17 protein-coding genes are annotated in these 16,047 nt (G+C 55.4%); 3 read left to right on the plus strand and 14 right to left on the minus strand.

The window, feature by feature from the left end; translation table 11 throughout:
- Positions 1 to 182 precede the first annotated feature (182 nt).
- The 10 genes from CEE69_RS25480 to CEE69_RS25520 all read right to left on the minus strand — a co-directional run bounded on the left by CEE69_RS25480 (position 183) and on the right by CEE69_RS25520 (position 6,196).
- The gene (locus tag CEE69_RS25480; RefSeq protein WP_143549331.1) at positions 183 to 395 is read right to left on the minus strand and encodes a hypothetical protein; all 213 of its coding nucleotides are present in this window, start codon (positions 393 to 395) and stop codon (positions 183 to 185) included.
- Between the two features lie 10 nt (positions 396 to 405).
- Positions 406 to 627, minus strand: coding sequence for a hypothetical protein (locus CEE69_RS25485; protein WP_099263423.1), 222 nt, complete (start codon positions 625 to 627; stop codon positions 406 to 408).
- Between the two features lie 306 nt (positions 628 to 933).
- A complete protein-coding gene (locus CEE69_RS25490) occupies positions 934 to 2,316 on the minus strand; it encodes a replicative DNA helicase (RefSeq protein ID WP_099263424.1) in 1,383 nt (460 codons plus the stop codon).
- The gene (locus CEE69_RS25495; protein ID WP_158231074.1) at positions 2,313 to 2,969 is read right to left on the minus strand and encodes a hypothetical protein; all 657 of its coding nucleotides are present in this window, start codon (positions 2,967 to 2,969) and stop codon (positions 2,313 to 2,315) included. Before CEE69_RS25495 ends, CEE69_RS25490 begins: the two co-directional genes overlap by 4 nt.
- Before the next feature lie 95 nt (positions 2,970 to 3,064).
- Positions 3,065 to 3,253 (minus strand): hypothetical protein, encoded by a 189-nt coding sequence (locus CEE69_RS32590; protein WP_099263426.1) that lies wholly within the window; start codon positions 3,251 to 3,253, stop codon positions 3,065 to 3,067.
- A 2-nt stretch (positions 3,254 to 3,255) separates the two neighbouring features.
- Positions 3,256 to 3,498, minus strand: a complete 243-nt coding sequence (locus CEE69_RS25505) for a hypothetical protein (RefSeq protein ID WP_099263427.1) — start codon at positions 3,496 to 3,498, stop codon at positions 3,256 to 3,258.
- Positions 3,498 to 3,842 carry a hypothetical protein gene (locus CEE69_RS25510; protein WP_099263428.1) on the minus strand — a complete coding sequence of 115 codons (345 nt, stop codon included), beginning with the start codon at positions 3,840 to 3,842 and terminating at the stop codon, positions 3,498 to 3,500. Before CEE69_RS25510 ends, CEE69_RS25505 begins: the two co-directional genes overlap by 1 nt.
- A gap of 109 nt (positions 3,843 to 3,951) precedes the next feature.
- Positions 3,952 to 4,200, minus strand: a complete 249-nt coding sequence (locus CEE69_RS32180) for a helix-turn-helix domain-containing protein (protein WP_158231075.1) — start codon at positions 4,198 to 4,200, stop codon at positions 3,952 to 3,954.
- Between the two features lie 152 nt (positions 4,201 to 4,352).
- Complete coding sequence (locus CEE69_RS25515; protein ID WP_143549334.1) at positions 4,353 to 5,033, minus strand: hypothetical protein; 681 nt, start codon at positions 5,031 to 5,033, stop codon at positions 4,353 to 4,355.
- Entirely contained in the window at positions 4,973 to 6,196 is a 1,224-nt protein-coding gene (locus tag CEE69_RS25520; RefSeq protein WP_099263430.1) for a tyrosine-type recombinase/integrase, read from the minus strand. Before CEE69_RS25520 ends, CEE69_RS25515 begins: the two co-directional genes overlap by 61 nt.
- Before the next feature lie 230 nt (positions 6,197 to 6,426).
- Here CEE69_RS25520 and CEE69_RS25525 point away from each other — a divergent pair, with 230 nt between their 5' ends.
- Together CEE69_RS25525 and CEE69_RS25530 are read left to right on the plus strand one after the other, a co-directional pair.
- Positions 6,427 to 7,443 (plus strand): DUF6268 family outer membrane beta-barrel protein, encoded by a 1,017-nt coding sequence (locus tag CEE69_RS25525; protein ID WP_099263431.1) that lies wholly within the window; start codon positions 6,427 to 6,429, stop codon positions 7,441 to 7,443.
- A gap of 105 nt (positions 7,444 to 7,548) precedes the next feature.
- Positions 7,549 to 9,267, plus strand: coding sequence for an endo-1,4-beta-xylanase (locus CEE69_RS25530; protein WP_099263432.1), 1,719 nt, complete (start codon positions 7,549 to 7,551; stop codon positions 9,265 to 9,267).
- 258 nt (positions 9,268 to 9,525) lie between these two features.
- Here the strand turns inward: CEE69_RS25530 and CEE69_RS25535 are convergent, their stop codons facing one another.
- The 3 genes from CEE69_RS25535 to CEE69_RS25545 form a co-directional block, all read right to left on the minus strand.
- A complete protein-coding gene (locus CEE69_RS25535) occupies positions 9,526 to 9,864 on the minus strand; it encodes a hypothetical protein (protein WP_099263433.1) in 339 nt (112 codons plus the stop codon).
- 259 nt (positions 9,865 to 10,123) lie between these two features.
- Positions 10,124 to 10,690 carry a DJ-1/PfpI family protein gene (locus CEE69_RS25540; protein WP_099263434.1) on the minus strand — a complete coding sequence of 189 codons (567 nt, stop codon included), beginning with the start codon at positions 10,688 to 10,690 and terminating at the stop codon, positions 10,124 to 10,126.
- A 181-nt stretch (positions 10,691 to 10,871) separates the two neighbouring features.
- On the minus strand, positions 10,872 to 11,345 hold the full coding sequence (locus CEE69_RS25545) for a hypothetical protein (RefSeq protein ID WP_099263435.1): 474 nt from the start codon (positions 11,343 to 11,345) through the stop codon (positions 10,872 to 10,874).
- Between the two features lie 486 nt (positions 11,346 to 11,831).
- Here CEE69_RS25545 and CEE69_RS25550 point away from each other — a divergent pair, with 486 nt between their 5' ends.
- Positions 11,832 to 14,486 (plus strand): flagellin hook IN motif-containing protein, encoded by a 2,655-nt coding sequence (locus CEE69_RS25550; RefSeq protein WP_233215633.1) that lies wholly within the window; start codon positions 11,832 to 11,834, stop codon positions 14,484 to 14,486.
- 45 nt (positions 14,487 to 14,531) lie between these two features.
- Here CEE69_RS25550 and CEE69_RS25555 read toward each other — a convergent pair whose 3' ends face one another.
- A complete protein-coding gene (locus CEE69_RS25555) occupies positions 14,532 to 15,965 on the minus strand; it encodes a DUF1501 domain-containing protein (protein WP_099263437.1) in 1,434 nt (477 codons plus the stop codon).
- Positions 15,966 to 16,047: the final 82 nt, after the last annotated feature.

A 16,047-nucleotide genomic window follows, 5' to 3' on the forward strand; every position in this document is an offset into this window, starting at 1 on the left:
CGTCACCGATCTCGATGAACGCGGCGGCGCGTTGCGATGGATACGAACCTTGCTTGTGCATTGCGGTTCGCACCACTCGGACGCTTTGAGACTCGATGTCGGCAGGTTGGCCGATGGTCAGTTCGATGGAGGACATTGGCAGTTCTTGGGTTGAATTGAAGGGGGTGGGTGTGACCGATTCCTTATAGGTCGCGGCTGACGTCGCGTTGCGGCTTCTCGACCTTGTGCCATTGACCGCCGCGGTAGACCTCAAACACCAGGGCTTGTTTTCCTGGCAAACCAACCGCATCGGGGCATTGGCGAACATGGTCCAGGCTTACGCCGAGAGCCCTTGCCAAGTGTGGAGCGACTATGTTGATGGCCATGTTTTGGAATTGCTGGTGCGGGTGATTCATTGGGGCGAACTCACTGGATCCCTTGACGGTCCATGGTTGGAATGGTGTGCCCACTTCGTTCCCGCAACACGGCGGCAATGCGTTCAACGTCGTTGGGGTGGTAGTAGCCAATCCCGTTGAGCCGTTGCTGAGGGACGATGTTGAGTGTTGCGATGATCTTCGACAGCCTGGAGACTGGCGTTTGAAGTTGGCCGGATAGCCGGCCGATCGATGTCAGATCAATGTCTTGCATTGGATGGCCTTATGGTTGGTGTCTTGGTTTCACGATCTGATAGTACCGCGACACGAAAAGGCTATTACAGTTTTTGTAATCAGGCATAATCTCTTGATGGCTCAATGACGACCAGAAAACAGTAGCCGCATACTTTGCACTTGCTCTGCCTCTGGAAAGCTCCGTCACCAACTGGCTTGGCCCCCTGGGCAGACGTAACTTTCGCCTCACCACACGATGGGCAGGTTGGCTTTGTGACGAACACATAGCGGGGCTTCGGTTTCTTAGGTTTCATGTCTCAGTTCTCTGCTTGTCTTTGTAGGTCGGTCAGGCATACGCAACGAATTCTTGATGCGGCTCGACTTCTGGTTCTGGTGGATCAACGAACCGGCAGAACTTGCGGTCGAAGTGAACATCACGGGTTGGTGTCATCCCGTTCCGCCATTTCAAAAAGATGAATTGGGCCTCTTCCGAGTCACCACGCAGGCGGTGGATTGCAACCACGGTGTCGGCGTGCTGCTCGATCTTTCCTGAGTCTGCGAGCTGCGCCAAAGTCGGCGGCTTGTTCTCGGCATCGCGATTGAGCTGTGACAGAACGATTACGGGGATGCTGAACTCCAGCGCCATTGATTTCATGTCGCGACAGATCCGCCCAACCCGGTAAGTTTCCTTCTCGTCGCGGGCACCTGCGTCTGAATCGATCAACTGCAGATAGTCGACAATCAGGCAACTCAAGCCGTGTTTGCGTTGATGAATGCGAGCGGCGGCCCTTATGCCAGCCACGGTCGCGCGAATCGGTTGATAAAGAAAAGCTTTTGAGTCGTTCATTTCCTCCGCTGCCCTGCGGAGCTGTTCTCGTTGCTCAGATGTGACCTTGTGGGTGTTGATCCGTCGCCCATCCACCTCGGCCGCATCTGCAAGGCTACGTGCTGCCAATTCCTCTTCCGTCATCTCCAGACTCACAAAAAGCGTCGATGCGGGATCCTGAGTCGCGAACCAATTGTTGTGGCCCTCGATCAATTGATAGTCGAAGCCTCGCCCAATCGACGTGGCAATCTGCAAGCCCAAGACGCTCTTGCCATTGGATGGGCGAGCCGTGAGGACATTGAGTGTCCCTGGCTGATAGCCGCCATTGACAGCGTCGATTGTCGTCAGGCCAGTACGCAATCCACGGACTCGGCCATGTTCGATTGAATCATCGATCGAGTCGCAAACTTCCAACGCCACTTCACCAACATTGCGGACCTCGGCTTGTGCGATGTCCGACTGACGCAACCGCATGATTTCCGCATCGAGAGTGTCTAGCAAATCCTTCGGTGTTTGCTTCCGTGCTGCCATCTTCTCGACGCTGATCGTCGATAGCCTCCGGCCCAAGTCTTGCAGGTTCTTCACCATCGCGGCGGACCGCACACGGTCCGCGTGGTACGTCGCGTGATTTTTGCTTGCGACTGCTCCGCTTAACGCTGCGAGCGTTCCCGCGCCGATCCGTTCATGCGCTCCGATGGCTCGCAGTTCGGAAACCAACGCAGTGACACCCCACGGCTTCGACGCGTTTCTCATGTCCACCAGCGTGATGAACAATTCTCGCAAGGCAGCATCGGTGAACTCTGCCGCGTCAATCCGCTGGACCACCTCATCGACCAACGCAGCGTCATAGATCATCGCACCGATGACGGCGGCTTCATCCTCTGGCAGTTGGATCCTGTTCATAGCGAGTCCACCTCCGGGTTGAAGTCGTCGCGGACTTCCTCGGGAGCGGTCGGGGCAGACTCGTCCCAATAACGCTCTTCATGCAACCAAGCCGCGGGGCCCTTGATGTATCTCGATTCCGTTCCGGCAACGCTCGATGCGTAGTTCCGAGTCCGATCAATCAGCCAGTCCACTGCCTTAGATTCTTCGAACGACTCTGATTTGCGGATGGTTGAAACCGCGGCATCGAATTTCTTTCTCGCCCGCTGCTTATCAACCTTCTTGGGGTAGTGCTCCCACCACTGGTCGAATTCTTCGGACAGACTCGCATCGCGTTTGCGTGATGCGCATTTTGATTTGGTTGGGTTGGACTTGACTTGACTAGGTAGGCCACGATTTTCGGCGACGTTCTCAACTTGTCGCGGACTGTCGCCGACATTCTGCGACACTTGCGCACGTTGCTTTCGTTTGGCAAGTCGATCGGCCACATACTTCGGGCAGTGCTCGGCCCAATCGTGGACGGTGATCTGCCCTTCATTTTCATCGAGCCAGCGGCACTCAATCAGCGTTTGGAGAAGTTCGTTGGCGTCACCTTCCCAAGCCACAAAGTCAGCAATTTCTTCGGCTGTGAATCGGGTTAGGTCGCCATCGTCGGCAAACTGTGATGCGAGCATCCAAACCGATTCGAGCACACCGACCACTGCGTATTGAGGTGCGCAAAGCCTGCGCATCAGCGCGCGAAACTTCGGGTGATTTGTGCATCCACTTTTCATTTGCGCAAGCTCCTCGATACGTGTGGGATGACCAATTGCCGAGCGTCCTTCCATTCATCTGCGGCGGTGGTCCCGCGTCGTTCGGCCAAATAGATGGCAACCGAAACCGCTGCAAGCTGTTGTGCGAGCGTGCCCGGTTGGTTGGGTGATGGGTTTACTCGGGGCGAATCGTCTCGTGGAAGCATGCTCATTCGATGTCGCTTTCTTCCGAAGTGTCACGTTCAACTCCGAACATCCAATCGAGCCATTCGCCGATCAGTCCCCAGGCATCAAGCCAATCGGCGTGATTGGTCGCTTCGGTGGCATTTGCGATGCGTTTCACTTCGCTGGTCTCTCGACCGCGAACGAAAAAGCAATAGTCAGCCCAACTCTGATAGGTATCGTCGGTGAGCGAATCGATGACTGGCCCTGTGCGGCTATCAACGCTCATCACTTGCCACCTCCGTCAAGGTGATCAACATGAACCATGACCGCGGCGGTCGCGCCCATTTTGGTTTTGCGTCGTTCGCCGGTTTCAACTGCGAGGCCTTCACGCAGGATCTTCAACGCGACTGAGTTGATGCAGTTTTGAGGCACTCCGAGTGCATCACCGCCTTCTTCACGGGTGAGTCCGGGGCGTCCTGCGTCGTGCAACGCTTTGAGAAACGCTGTCATGCGGCCTGGCATCAATGGCAATGCGTTCTGGTACGCTTCGGCCTTCGTGGCCTTGGCGTGCTGGCCATGGTCGAAAAGAGGCAACGTCTCACTGGACGTTTGCAGAAGGTCGTCTATCATCTACTTGCTCTTGCTGTTTGCTTGCTTTGCCGGTCCGATTGGTCCCGTGCCGGCATGGTTGAAAACACGAAAAGCCAGTCACCGAATTTCGGCGGCTGGCTTTTCTTATTCATGCCCACCTTGGCTGATAGCTGGCTGGCTGATTGTGCTGTGGGGCTGGCGGCCGGGATGAACTCGCCCGGCGTTGCTTGAACGCTTGCAAGTCTTCTAAGTGATAGACCCGGCGCTGCCGGATCTTTCCCAGCCCGATGTTGACCGATGGGATCTCACCGGCTCGATCAAGCCTGCGAAGTTGATCAACCGAACATCCGATGAATGCCGCGGCCTGCTTGGGCGGTAGTGGTTGTGTGAGTGACACGCTTGTTCTCCTGCTTTGGCAACAAAAAAGGACGCTGCCATGTGGGGCAACGTCCTTATTGATAGCGGGCTATAAGCGAGGGTAAACATGCAAAAGCGGCCTTGTCACTTCATGCTATTGAATGCCACTTCATGCCACCGAATGCCACCTCTTCATTGAGGCGTGCCGTCATCGGGATGGTCTTCTCGGTAAATCCTTTCTGCGTCTTTTCGGGAATACCATCCTCTGCGTTTAGGGCGTTTGTCTGGGGTCAGCCCCCGGTTGTCCTTCAGACGCTTGACGAACTGGTTGTCATTGTGATCGGCCCCGAACATCTTCTTGATTTCACAGGCTTTGATCCATGATTCCTCGGGAGGTTCCTGCGAACCAACCTGGGCCTCGGCGCAAGGTGGCGTTCTGCTGCCAATCGGTACAGAACCCGTGTTCCCCGGACGGCTTACTACTCGCAACCACGCTTCGAACATCATCTGCAGGTGCTCTTTGACTTCTGATTCATCCTGCTCGTCGATGTCAAATGGCATCCACTCAACGCGGTATGCGGAGTCGTGCAGTGTTGGATGCTGTGTCAGTGCGTAGTATGACTGATTCGCCCTATCAGGTAGGTCAAGAATGATCCACGGATGATTTAACCGATCACTTTTCGGCACTGCGTTTAGAATTTCCTGCCATCGTTTCAGGAGCGGATAGGTTTGGTAGAGCCGACAATCAAGCTTGATCGCTGCTAGCAACTCTTCGGCGATGCTCTTGAAGTCCTGAAGATTTTTCACGGCTATCATTTCTTGCCCTGCTTTTGCTTGTTTGATGCTTGGTTCCCTGATCCCGCCAAGAACCATGCACGAACACGTTCACAAACTCGTTTGATCCTTGGCTTGGCAATTTCCCGGCGGTACGTGGCGAGCTGTGCTAGCTCGAGATGCCCCAGGACATGCTTCACCGCGATGTCGTCGGCGTTGTTGCCGGTCGCGTTGCTGGCGTGCTCTGCGAACGTGTGGCGAAACGCATAGAACCCCACGCCCTTGAACTCTTTGCCATCGAAACCGCACGCCCGTTTCAATTCGCCAAACTCATCCCCAACGCCATCGAAGAATGTTTCTTCGTCGGCCCACGGTCCACCTGTGTGCGTCAGGAAGAACAGGTCTTCACAACCGCGGCGGGGCTTCGGGCATGCTTTGCGGGCTTCCTTCATCGCTTTGACGGTCTCGGGCCACAACCAAGCCTTGCGGGGCCTGCCGTTCTTTCCCCGCGGAACCTCGATCCATGTTCCGCACATCTCATCGACTTTCAACCGGGCGCAATCAGAGTTGCCGAATCCCGCATTCATCCCCAGGTAGATCATCGCGGCGATTTGCGGGTTGGCACTTGCGAGTAGTTTCTTGATCTGGGGGCGGGTCCAGACTTTTGCGGGCGAGCTTGTTTTCTCGGCTTCCACTTCGTCGCGGGTTGGGATCCTCCACAAACGCCCGGTGGCCGGCACCCGATCAATGAACTCGTTGTCGGCCGCCCAAGTCAGCAAGCCGTTCACGTAAGTGACTCGATGCCGGATCGAGTCGCACGAGTAGTGCGCCGGGATCAATTGGTAGAGCTTCGAAAAGTCATCGGAGCGAAGGGATGCAACCGCTCGTGATCCAACCCGGTGCCCATCAATTACCTGATCGCGAAACCAAAGCAGATGACGTTTGTGCTCCCGATGCGTCTTAGCAGACAAACCCCGCTTCTGCCCAAGTCGTTTCCGTTCGACTCGTTCCGCGGATTCGTCCAGGTACAGGTCAACGATTTCGTCAACTGTCTTTTCGCCTGGCTTCGGCTGGGAAAGGTTCAAACGCTTCCGGGCAAGCCAATCGAGATAGGCCTGTTCAGCACCGTCGGGATCTTCCCACGGCCCGAACGATTGATGGCGTCCAGCGATCTTTTTGCACCACTGACCATTCGAAAGTGCGTACAGGGGGAAATCAGGTCGCGGCTTGTCGGGCTTTTTGATACCCTGCTTCGCAGTCATTGAGCGTACCAACTTACGTGAGATGATCAGCCCGTCGATTGCTTTGCCGAGCAGTCAATGGGCGTCCCTTTCGGGTTACCTCGGGTTACCAATTCGGTCGGAAACTGTCGATTCCATCCGTTTGGTCGCTTCGAAGTTTCCGTGTTTTACGGGGTTTGTTGGAATACACGCAAGCCCTTAACTGGTTCGATTCCTGTCAGCCCTATTTCCATCTGAACAAGTGAAACCTCATGGATGAGGCCACACGGTATCAATCTCGCACGATTTGCCGCGTGCGATCGATCGTTTTAGGTGGTTTCTTGTTGTGGTTCACCGCTGGAACCGCAAACGCTCAAACACCGCTAATGCAAGTGTTGCCGTCTCAACCGGCAGCCATCCAGCATGCTCCCAGTCAATGGCTTGTTGGTAACCCGCCCGAAATCGAGCTCGAGAACTTTCGCCGCGGAGTGTTCCAAGGCGGTGAATTGCTGGGCGGTTATCTCACCGATGGCAGCGACGCGCCCGCCGGCCCCGGAACCACGGGTGGGCTTGATGAAACGTTCTGGGAAGTCCGGCTGAGCACGGGCATTCCTCTGGGAAGTCTCGACAACTTGCTCGGAGTGCGTCCATTCTTTCGGGCGGATCATCTCAGCGGTCTATCAGGCATCGATGCCCCAGAGACGCTCTACAGCACCGGTGTCACGTTGTTCCATCGCAAGAAGTGGAACGAGCGAATTTCAACCATGGTCATTGCAACACCATCGGTGCGGAGTGACTTCACAACGAGCGACAATGCGTTTCGTTTATTTGGCTTGGGGCTGGTCAATTGGCAGTGTCGTGATGATCTGAGCCTGTCGTTGGGAGCGGTCTACTTCGATCGCAGCGACCTGGGTGTGTTGCCGGCATTTGGTTTGAGTTGGACTCCCACCCCGGAATGGAAGATCGATTTGATGATGCCTCGTCCGCAAATCAATCGACGGTTTTGGGTCGATCCGGGCCAGGCGGAAGGCTGGGCCTTCGTCGGCGGTTCGATCGGTGGCAACACCTGGGCGGTGACACGCGAAGGTGGTGCGAGCGACGGCGAAAGCGATGAATTGACCGTGAACGGCCTTCGGGTGTTTGGCGGCTACGAAACGCTGGTGACGGGCAATCGTGGCTGGGGAGTGGAGGTTGGTTACGTCTTCAACCGATCGCTGGAGTACGAGCAGGATGCAACTGAATTCGACCTGCACGACGCGGTGTTTATTGAAGCCAGCTGGAAATTTTGAGCGTTGGTGAATTCCGAGAATTCCTGATCGGCTCGGTCTACAATCTGTGCGAAGGCGAGGTCCAGTGGATCTCCTTTTCCCGATGATTCCAGTGGCCGTCGCATCATGTTCACTTCAAAAAGTCTTTCGTCCTTCGCTTCGTGCTTGGTTTTGTTTTCGCTATCAGCGGGAATCCATCGGCAGACGTCAGCGCAAGATGGTTTTCCTGGCGATCGTTTGAAAGAGTTGGCTCCACCCAACTTCGCCATTGGCGGAGTGATGGGCGGGTACGACACCGAGTCGCTCAACACCCCGGTCCTTGATCTGGCTCGATCGGAGTTCAATGCGGTGACGGCAAAGGCGTTCATGCCGTTTGGTCCTTGGACCGACCCCAACCAACCGATCGACACATCGGGGCTCACACAGAACGTTGCTTGGGCCGTTCAGAACGGAATGCAGGTTCACGCTCACGTGCTGGTCTATCCGACCGAGAATGTTCGACTGCCTTGGTTTCAGAACCTGCCCAACGAAGAGGTCGAGCAAGTTCTGCAGCAGTACACATCGACGATGGCGGGCAGTGTTTCCGGCGGTGTTTGGGTTTGGGACGTTGTCAACGAAGTCATTGGCGACAACGGCGATGTGATGGATGCCGATGGACTTCGAATCGGGCTTGGTGCCGGTGAGAACTTTGTGCCTTACAAAGAGTACGCGGCGATGGGACCGGACTACATCTCGAAAGCGTTTCAGTGGGCTCACGAAGCCGATCCAAACGCGTTGCTGATTCTTAACGAGTACTCCGCCGAAACGGTGAACGACAAATCGGATCGTTTGCTGGCGTTGTGCAAACGACTGCGAGACCAAGGTGTTCCGATCGACGGAGTTGGTTTCCAAAACCACTGGCTCGACCTTCGCTACGAACCCAACTACGACAGCATTCGCGAAAACTTTCAACGGTTTGCCAACGAGGGTTTTCAAGTCTTCATCACCGAGTGTGATGTGGCGGCGGTTCACACGCAGGACCCAGCGGGCAACCCTCCATCGCAGGAACAGCTGCAGCGTCAGGCTCGCGTGTTTTCGAACCTGTTGCAGATTGCCTTGGAACAACCGGCATGCAAGTCATTCTTGATGTGGGACTACACCGATGAGACCTCTTGGTTGCAGGACACGGATTTCACATTGACCTTGGCCGATCGTCGACCAGGATATTCGGACACAGTGGTGCCACCAGGAACATCCATGTTCGCGACACCGATTGCGGGTGGCGATGGTGTCGTTCCGATCTCGCCGAAGTTGGCGTACTTGGAGATGCAGGCGGCGCTTTTGAATCGGCCTTTCGACACCTACCGAGTGACCAGCGGTTGGGATTGGCAAACGTCCTACTTGGCTCGCTTTGGTCAACCCAATTCGGAAGGCCAGTTCGTTCCGGGCACCGGCGTTTATGCGGAACGATTGGATGATCAGTCCGAGACGTGGTCCAGCTTGAAGTGGGAACTCGAACGCATTGACGCCAGTGCCTATCGCATTCGCAATTTGTGGGGCGATGGAGCGGACTATTTGACTCGTCAGGCTGCGCCCAGTGACGATCCCGATCAGATCCTGCCTGGCGGTACCGTCGGAATGCAGACGCCCAATGAAGCGTGGACGAGCCAGCAGTGGTTCTTCATTCCGGCCGGCAACGGTGGCTTTCGATTGGTCAATGGTTGGGCACCAGAGGATGGCGCACTGACGCGAGAAGCTCAGGGCCAGAACTCAGACGGGGATTACGTCCCAGGGCCGGAGGTTCGGCTGCATCCGCCAGAGGATTGGTCCAGCCAAGTGTGGTACTTCAACCGTATCGGCCAGTGATTAGAAAAGCCAAGGCTCGTTCGTTCGAACTAGCCTGACAGAACGGAATCGAAAGGGGGCGGAGGTCATGAATGGCGGCATGAAAACAAGAATTACCCCAGCCCCAATAGTTCGCTTGAATAATAAGAAAATGCTTCAGATGCACGATGCCTGGCTGAACTAAACGTAAACGCAACTTCGCCTCATCGAACGCTACGAACCGCAAGGCGAAGCGGAAAGCAAGCGAACGTAAAGAGGCATCTTTTGATACGGGCGGGCTCAGATTGTTTTCAGTTCAAACTTGGATCGCGCTTTGATCTGTTTAAACCTGCGTGGCGCTTTGATCTGTTCTAAGCGTTTGAGCCTTCGTTCGATAGCGGCTTGGACTTCTCGATGGTATGCAGCTATTTCGGGATTTTCTCGTAGTATCCTGGCCCTTGCAGCCATTTTTAGATGCTGTCGATCTGTTTCGAGGTAGTAACGCTTTCCGGCGTCTGCTGGATTCAAATTGTCCGTGAAATTAAACGCGTCCATTGGAAAGCGGTCAGATGCGACAGAGGAGCTAGTCAAAGCAAGTGCAAAGAGCGGTAGCGATAGGCATATGAACAATTTTTTCATGATCCGGTTCCAATTTGGTGAGTACTGATCAACGAACGACTAGATAACTGCGGGGTATATGTGCCGCAATGCGGTTTGAGAAAAATTCACAAACGAGCAAAAAGCGGATGCGAGCAAATAGGGGACGGAGGTCAATTTGCCAGGCGTTGCGCCTGGGAGTCGCGGTCGTGCGGTGCCAAGAGGATTTTGGCTCTCTTCGGTGGACGCTTCATCGGCTGAGCATGAAGTGTGCTAAGGACGGTAAGTCACCCGCGACTGCTTAGCCTTTGGAATCGCGGGCGGCTTCGAGTTGTTTGATCCATGGCGCGATGTAGAAGCCGTTGTCGCGGTAGGTCCGTCCGCTGACGAGGTTGCCATCGATCACGCAGGGTTCATCGACGAAGATCCCGCCGCAGACTTCTAAGTCGAATTGGCATTTGGCAACCGTGGCCATTCGGCGACCACGCACGCGATCGGCGTAGGCAGGAATCTCGACCCCGTGACAAACGCTGGCGATGGGTTTGTTGGTGTCAAAGAAGTGTTGGGTGATCCGCACCAAGTCCTCGTCGTAGCGGATGTACTCGGGTGCTCTGCCGCCGGAGAAGAAGATGCCGGCGTAGTCTTCTTCCTTCACATCCGCGAAAGGAACATCGCAATCCAGCGTGTAGCCTTCCCATTCCTTGGTGATCGTCCATCCCGGTTTGATTTCGTGCAAGACGAGCTGGTAGAGCCGTTTTTCGGGTGCAATGACGACCGGTTCGAAGCCAGCTTCTTGCAGCCGGTAGTACGGATACATCGTGTCCAGCAACTCGGTGGCATCGCCGATAACGATCAACACTTTTTCCATGACGGATTCCCGTGGTACAGTCGCGAAAATCGTCGCGTGGCAATCAGTTCGCCTCGCACACGCCGATTTCTCAGACCATCACTTTACCTTGCCGCGGAACGGTCGCGTATCAGGCAACGAGTTTTCACCAGAATGGTAGCCGCCGAATGAGGTGATGCTGCGCCACGGCTGTCGCACTCGATCAGCGAGGGCGAACGAGCTTTTCCAAGTAGTCATCCGCTTCACGAGAGACCCATTCATCTGGATCGACTTCTCGCGTCGTGGATGATGAGGCCTTGGGCTTTGTCCAGCGGAGTCCGCTGGCTTTCCATGCCAGTAGGTAGCGACCCATGACTGTGGTCAGCAGACCGGGCATGGTCGCTACCAAAGATGCCAGCAACGGAACCAGCGTCATCTGAAACAACAAGCTGGAGCTACCAGCGATCGCGTCGTTGTCGCTCAGCTGCAATCCAATCGAAGAAAGCAACTCGATGAACGTCGAGATGATTCCCGCAGCAACCGGCAACCAAGTCAAAGGTTGAAACGCAGCGAGCACTTGTGGGTTCTTGAAACGTACCACCAGTATCAATGCCACGATGAACAACGCGGCCGACAGAATGCTGAGGACCAACGTGAGCGGCAATCCGATCAATTGGATGAGAAACTGAACGTTCAAAACAGCTCGCTCCAGACGAGAATGAAGGAATCGCGGTAGTGGACGGCGGGGGGGACGTTCTGTCCAGTTCCAATGTTCGATCCGCCTTGAAGCTCCTCAAATCTTCATTTGAGCGAGACCGGCTGCGTTCAGCTGACGTCCTTCACGTGCTCCCGATCGGTGCGTAGGGAACCAACTAGCTCACCGAAAACGCTCGCTTTGAAAGCCTTTTAAAGCCAGCGGGTAGAAAAAATCGAATCTTTGTCCGACTTCAGGGGTGATCGTGACATAGAGTTCAAGTGGTTCCTCATGAGAGGACCATTTTGGAGCCGGGGGGTTCCTTGAAAGGTGACATGGACAGCCAGCTGTTCAAACACAAGTACCCCTGCGATGACAATCAGCTCCAGTACATCATCGAGTTTCGTAAGTCGGTCTCTCCTCGTAGAGAACTTTCAACTGAGCGCCCGTGCGTCCAGTCAGACCGAACCCGAAACACTTCTCCGTCGCGTGGATACCACGTCCGACCGGATCAATTCACTGGTTGCCGGCATCAGCGAAAAGTTGTTGGATGCCGCTCGCGTCGGAAGTTCTTTCAGCAACCTTCAGGGCAACATCGACACGGCTCTGACGGAGATCAGTGAACTCTTGGGGCAATCGTTGACACTCGGCGGATCCGAGAACTCGGTTGTCCGCGGTCTCGATTCGGGGCAGATCAAAGACTTAGAAATTCTCTCGCTACCACCGAACGGCTCGGCACGTTTTTCCGGTGGAGTCTCACAACGCGCTGGCAACGCGGAGATCCTGATCACCGACGCTGGTCGATTGCAGGGCGGGGGAACCTTGGACCTGAAGGTCGGCGAATCATCGCGACGAATTCAGTTTCAACCTGGCCGCTCGATTTCAGGGATGGCCCAACAAATCAATTCGTCAAACTATGGCGTCAAAGCAATCGACCTGGATGGGAAGCTGCAACTGACGGCGAAAACTTCCGAGTCTTTGGAAGCCACCGTTCGGCCTGTTCGTACGGGAAGAAACTATGGCGACAATCAGCTTTTCGGAGTCAACGCGTCACAGATCGATCGCGTTGATCTGAGTCAGTTGCCGGAAGGCGTCTCGCAAACGGTTCAGGGGCAAGTCGACTCGGTCGCGAGTGTTGCTCGGCTGACTTATCAAGGCACCGCAGGTGGCTTGGTTGCCGGTTCCGCCAGCTTTGACCTAAGCGGTGATCTTGGTTCCGCCAATGTGGAAACCACGCGAGGAGAGTCACTGATTTCGTTTGCGGAGAAGATCAACAACGTCTCCGCGTTCACTGGCGTCAAAGCAGAAGTCAACGGCAACGAGCTTCGACTTGTTTCGCAGTTGCGTGGTGACGACGCGGAGGTCCGGTTGTCCAATGTTGTTCGGCAATTCCGCCCGACCGTCGAAGGAGTCAACGCGGCACAGATTCCTCGTTTTGATTTGCAAAGCATCGCCGACGGGGCTGAGGTCAATCTGTCTGGTTCCGTGACCACCGCTGCGGACACGGCCAAGTTGCAGTACCAAGGCAGTGGGGGCAACGTGGTGGATAGTGCGGTGTTCACGTTGTCAGGCAATTTGGGGAGCGAGCAAATTGCGATCTCCCAAAGCGAATCGCTGGTCGATGTCCGTGATCGAATCAACGCGGAAACGGATTCCACCGGAGTGACTGCGTCGGTCGATGGCGACACGCTTCAGTTCAGCGGTTCGGAGGTGGGATCCGCAGAGAGCATTCAGGTGACGTTGGACGATATCACTCAGTATGTCGAGGTCGACGGAGTCAACGCGAGCCAGATTCAAGGGTTCACGGTGAATTCCTCGGAGCCACGATCAACGAACACGCTCAGCGGATCTGTTGACCAAGCGGCAACGAAAGGCCAACTGACCTACGATGGATTCTTGGGGTCGGCCAGTGCCAGTGCGACGATCAATCTCACCGGTGAATTGGGAACTGTTGAAATTGACGTTTCCGCCTTTCAATCCCTCAGTTCTCTTCGCGACGATATCAACGACCGGACCGGCGACACCGGTGTGGTTGCGACGCTATCAGGGAGTCGGATCACTTTGGAAAGCCAGAGCGATGGATCGGATGGCATCGTCGAAGTGGAGGTGACCTCTGGGTCCTTCGACACCAACGGCGGTGATGGAAATGGAATTGCTGCCGGAGCAGACGCCCAACTCACTATCAACGGCAATTCAGTGACGGCGGATGGGAACCAAGTGGACTATGTGGATTCACTTGGATCGTATTCCTTTGATTTGGAGCCTGGGTTCACGGGGACATTTGATTCAGTCACCGTCACCACGTCGGACGGCAGTTTCGATCTTTCCGGTGGAGACGAAACCGGAACGGCGTACGGGGTCGATGCGGAGGCAACGATCAATGGTCAGTCATATGTTGCCGATGGCGACGAATTTGACCTCACGGTCGATTCCGCGGTGATGACCTTCGATGTCGAAGCTGGATTCTCGGGTGCGATCGATCCCATCACTCTACGGTCCGATGAAGATGAGTTCACGGTTACCGGTGGCGACGGCAATGGAAATGCGAGCGGGCAAGACGGTCAAGCAACCATCAATGGTGCAATCTACACGTCCAGCAACGACACGTACCAAGTCGCGATTGGCGAGAGTTCAATCGACCTTGAACTAGCGGAGTTTTTCGCTGGAGCATTCGATTCTTTTGAGATCGATTCGGATGTCTCTACCAAACGTCGGACTGGAACTCCAAGTACATACAATGCCTCGGCGGCACGCGAACGATTTGCCATCAACGGACAGGAAGTCTCGAAGGTCGATGGCCGATATGAATTCGAACAAGACGGTGTTCGAATTGGATTTCAACTTGCCGATGGTTTTCGCGGGAGCTTTGATAACTTCACGATCACGGCCAATGGAGCAGCGTCCGAGCCCTACAGCAGCTATCAAACGTCGCCGTTGACGGGAACCACCTTGGACGCAACGCAAGCAGCGCTAATTGATCTGCTTCAATTGGCGTCGGGCGGTGACTATGACAGCAAACAAACTCACGCTCTCGATGCGTACTCCGTCTCCAAAGAAGCATTGGTCAATTTGCAATCTCTGTTTGGAGTGTCTTCCAGGCGAGGACGTTCGCTCAACGGGTTGTTGTTTGACCAGAGTGCTTAGCCGCGAACGGTGAGTCGCCTTGCTGCATTCTGCTTCGTGCGATGATCACGCCAGAATGTCGCGAACGACGTGGCCGTGCACATCGGTCAATCGGAACCGGCGGCCTTGGTATTTGTAGGTCAGTCGCTCGTGATCGATGCCCATCAAATTCAAAATGGTCGCGTTGAAGTCGTGCACGTGGACGCCATTTTCTGCCACGTTGTAGCTGAACTCGTCCGTCGTTCCGTAACTCATTCCGGGCCGAATTCCGCCGCCGGCCATCCAGGTCGTGAAGCAACGCGGATGGTGATCGCGGCCATAGTTGCCTGGGGTCAACGTTCCTTGTGAGTACGACGTGCGTCCAAACTCACCGCCCCAGATGACCAAGGTGTCATCCAACATTCCCAGACGCTTGAGGTCCTTCACCAGTGCGGCGGACGCTTGGTCGGTTTCCTTGGCTTGGCCAGTGATTCCCTTGGGCAGGTTGGAGTGCTGGTCCCATCCTTGATGGTAGAGCTGAATGAACCGAACGTCGCGCTGAGCCAATCGACGAGCTAACAAGCAGTTGGCGGCGAAGGTTCCCGGTTGCTTGGCGTCTTCACCGTACAACTCGAATGTCGACTCCGGTTCGTCCGAGAAATCCGTGGCGTCAGGCACGCTGGTTTGCATCTTGAACGCCATCTCATATTGAGCGATCCGCGATTGGATCTCCGGGTCAAATTCGCGTTGATACTGGTGCGAGTTCAAGCGGTTGATGGAGTCGAGTTGTTGACGCCGATGATCGCGAGAAATGCCGTCTGGGTTGGACAAATACAACACGGGATCTTCACCGCCTCGGAACTGAACACCTTGATACTTGGAATCCAAAAATCCGTTGCCCCACAAACGAGAGTAGAGCGGTTGGCCGCCTTGGCCTTTGGTGACCAGCACCACGAAGGCGGGAAGGTCATCGTTTTCGCTGCCCAGCCCGTAGGAGATCCACGAACCGAGCGATGGCCGGCCAGCGATCTGCGACCCGGTTTGGAAGAACGTGATCGCGGGGTCGTGGTTGATCGCTTCGGTGTGCATCGATTTGATGAAGCACACATCGTCAACGATGTCGCGGTGATATGGCAGCAGTTCGCTCAGCCAAGCACCGGATTGACCATGTTGAGCAAACTTGAACTTGGAAGCCGCGACCGGCAGCGAGCTTTGGTTCACCGACATGCCGGTCAAGCGTTGCTCGCCACGAACCTCGGGGGGCAATTCGCGTCCGTGCATTTTTTCGAGCATCGGCTTGTGATCGAACAAGTCTTGCTGGGCGGGGCCGCCGGATTGAAACAAGTAGATGATCCGTTTTGCTTTGGGAGCAAAGTGCATCCCGCCAAGATCGGCAGTGGGTGTCGCAGCCGAGGCCATGTCTCGTCCGAGCAAGTGCGCGAGTGCGGCGGCACCGACGGTGGAGGTGGCTTGTTTGAGGAAGACACGGCGTTTGGATTGCAGTGAGAAATCAGGAGTCATAATGGGTTCCCTCGCATGAAAGATGGCGAGACAGGTGGTGGCTTGGAAGTTCGATGAAACGGTTTGGGGTGGGCGGCCCTAG

Origin of the sequence: Rhodopirellula bahusiensis (assembly GCF_002727185.1) — a bacterium.
In the GTDB taxonomy this organism is placed as follows: Bacteria; Planctomycetota; Planctomycetia; order Pirellulales; family Pirellulaceae; genus Rhodopirellula; species Rhodopirellula bahusiensis.

Coding starts and splice junctions, on each gene's coding strand:
- CEE69_RS25480 (WP_143549331.1), bottom strand. CDS start 395: ATGAATCACCCGCACCAGCAATTCCAAAACATGGCCATCAACATAGTC.
- CEE69_RS25485 (WP_099263423.1), bottom strand. CDS start 627: ATGCAAGACATTGATCTGACATCGATCGGCCGGCTATCCGGCCAACTT.
- CEE69_RS25490 (WP_099263424.1), bottom strand. CDS start 2,316: ATGAACAGGATCCAACTGCCAGAGGATGAAGCCGCCGTCATCGGTGCG.
- CEE69_RS25495 (WP_158231074.1), bottom strand. CDS start 2,969: ATGCTCGCATCACAGTTTGCCGACGATGGCGACCTAACCCGATTCACA.
- CEE69_RS32590 (WP_099263426.1), bottom strand. CDS start 3,253: ATGCTTCCACGAGACGATTCGCCCCGAGTAAACCCATCACCCAACCAA.
- CEE69_RS25505 (WP_099263427.1), bottom strand. CDS start 3,498: ATGAGCGTTGATAGCCGCACAGGGCCAGTCATCGATTCGCTCACCGAC.
- CEE69_RS25510 (WP_099263428.1), bottom strand. CDS start 3,842: ATGATAGACGACCTTCTGCAAACGTCCAGTGAGACGTTGCCTCTTTTC.
- CEE69_RS25515 (WP_143549334.1), bottom strand. CDS start 5,033: ATGGTTCTTGGCGGGATCAGGGAACCAAGCATCAAACAAGCAAAAGCA.
- CEE69_RS25520 (WP_099263430.1), bottom strand. CDS start 6,196: ATGACTGCGAAGCAGGGTATCAAAAAGCCCGACAAGCCGCGACCTGAT.
- CEE69_RS25525 (WP_099263431.1), top strand. CDS start 6,427: ATGGATGAGGCCACACGGTATCAATCTCGCACGATTTGCCGCGTGCGA.
- CEE69_RS25530 (WP_099263432.1), top strand. CDS start 7,549: ATGTTCACTTCAAAAAGTCTTTCGTCCTTCGCTTCGTGCTTGGTTTTG.
- CEE69_RS25535 (WP_099263433.1), bottom strand. CDS start 9,864: ATGAAAAAATTGTTCATATGCCTATCGCTACCGCTCTTTGCACTTGCT.
- CEE69_RS25540 (WP_099263434.1), bottom strand. CDS start 10,690: ATGGAAAAAGTGTTGATCGTTATCGGCGATGCCACCGAGTTGCTGGAC.
- CEE69_RS25555 (WP_099263437.1), bottom strand. CDS start 15,965: ATGACTCCTGATTTCTCACTGCAATCCAAACGCCGTGTCTTCCTCAAA.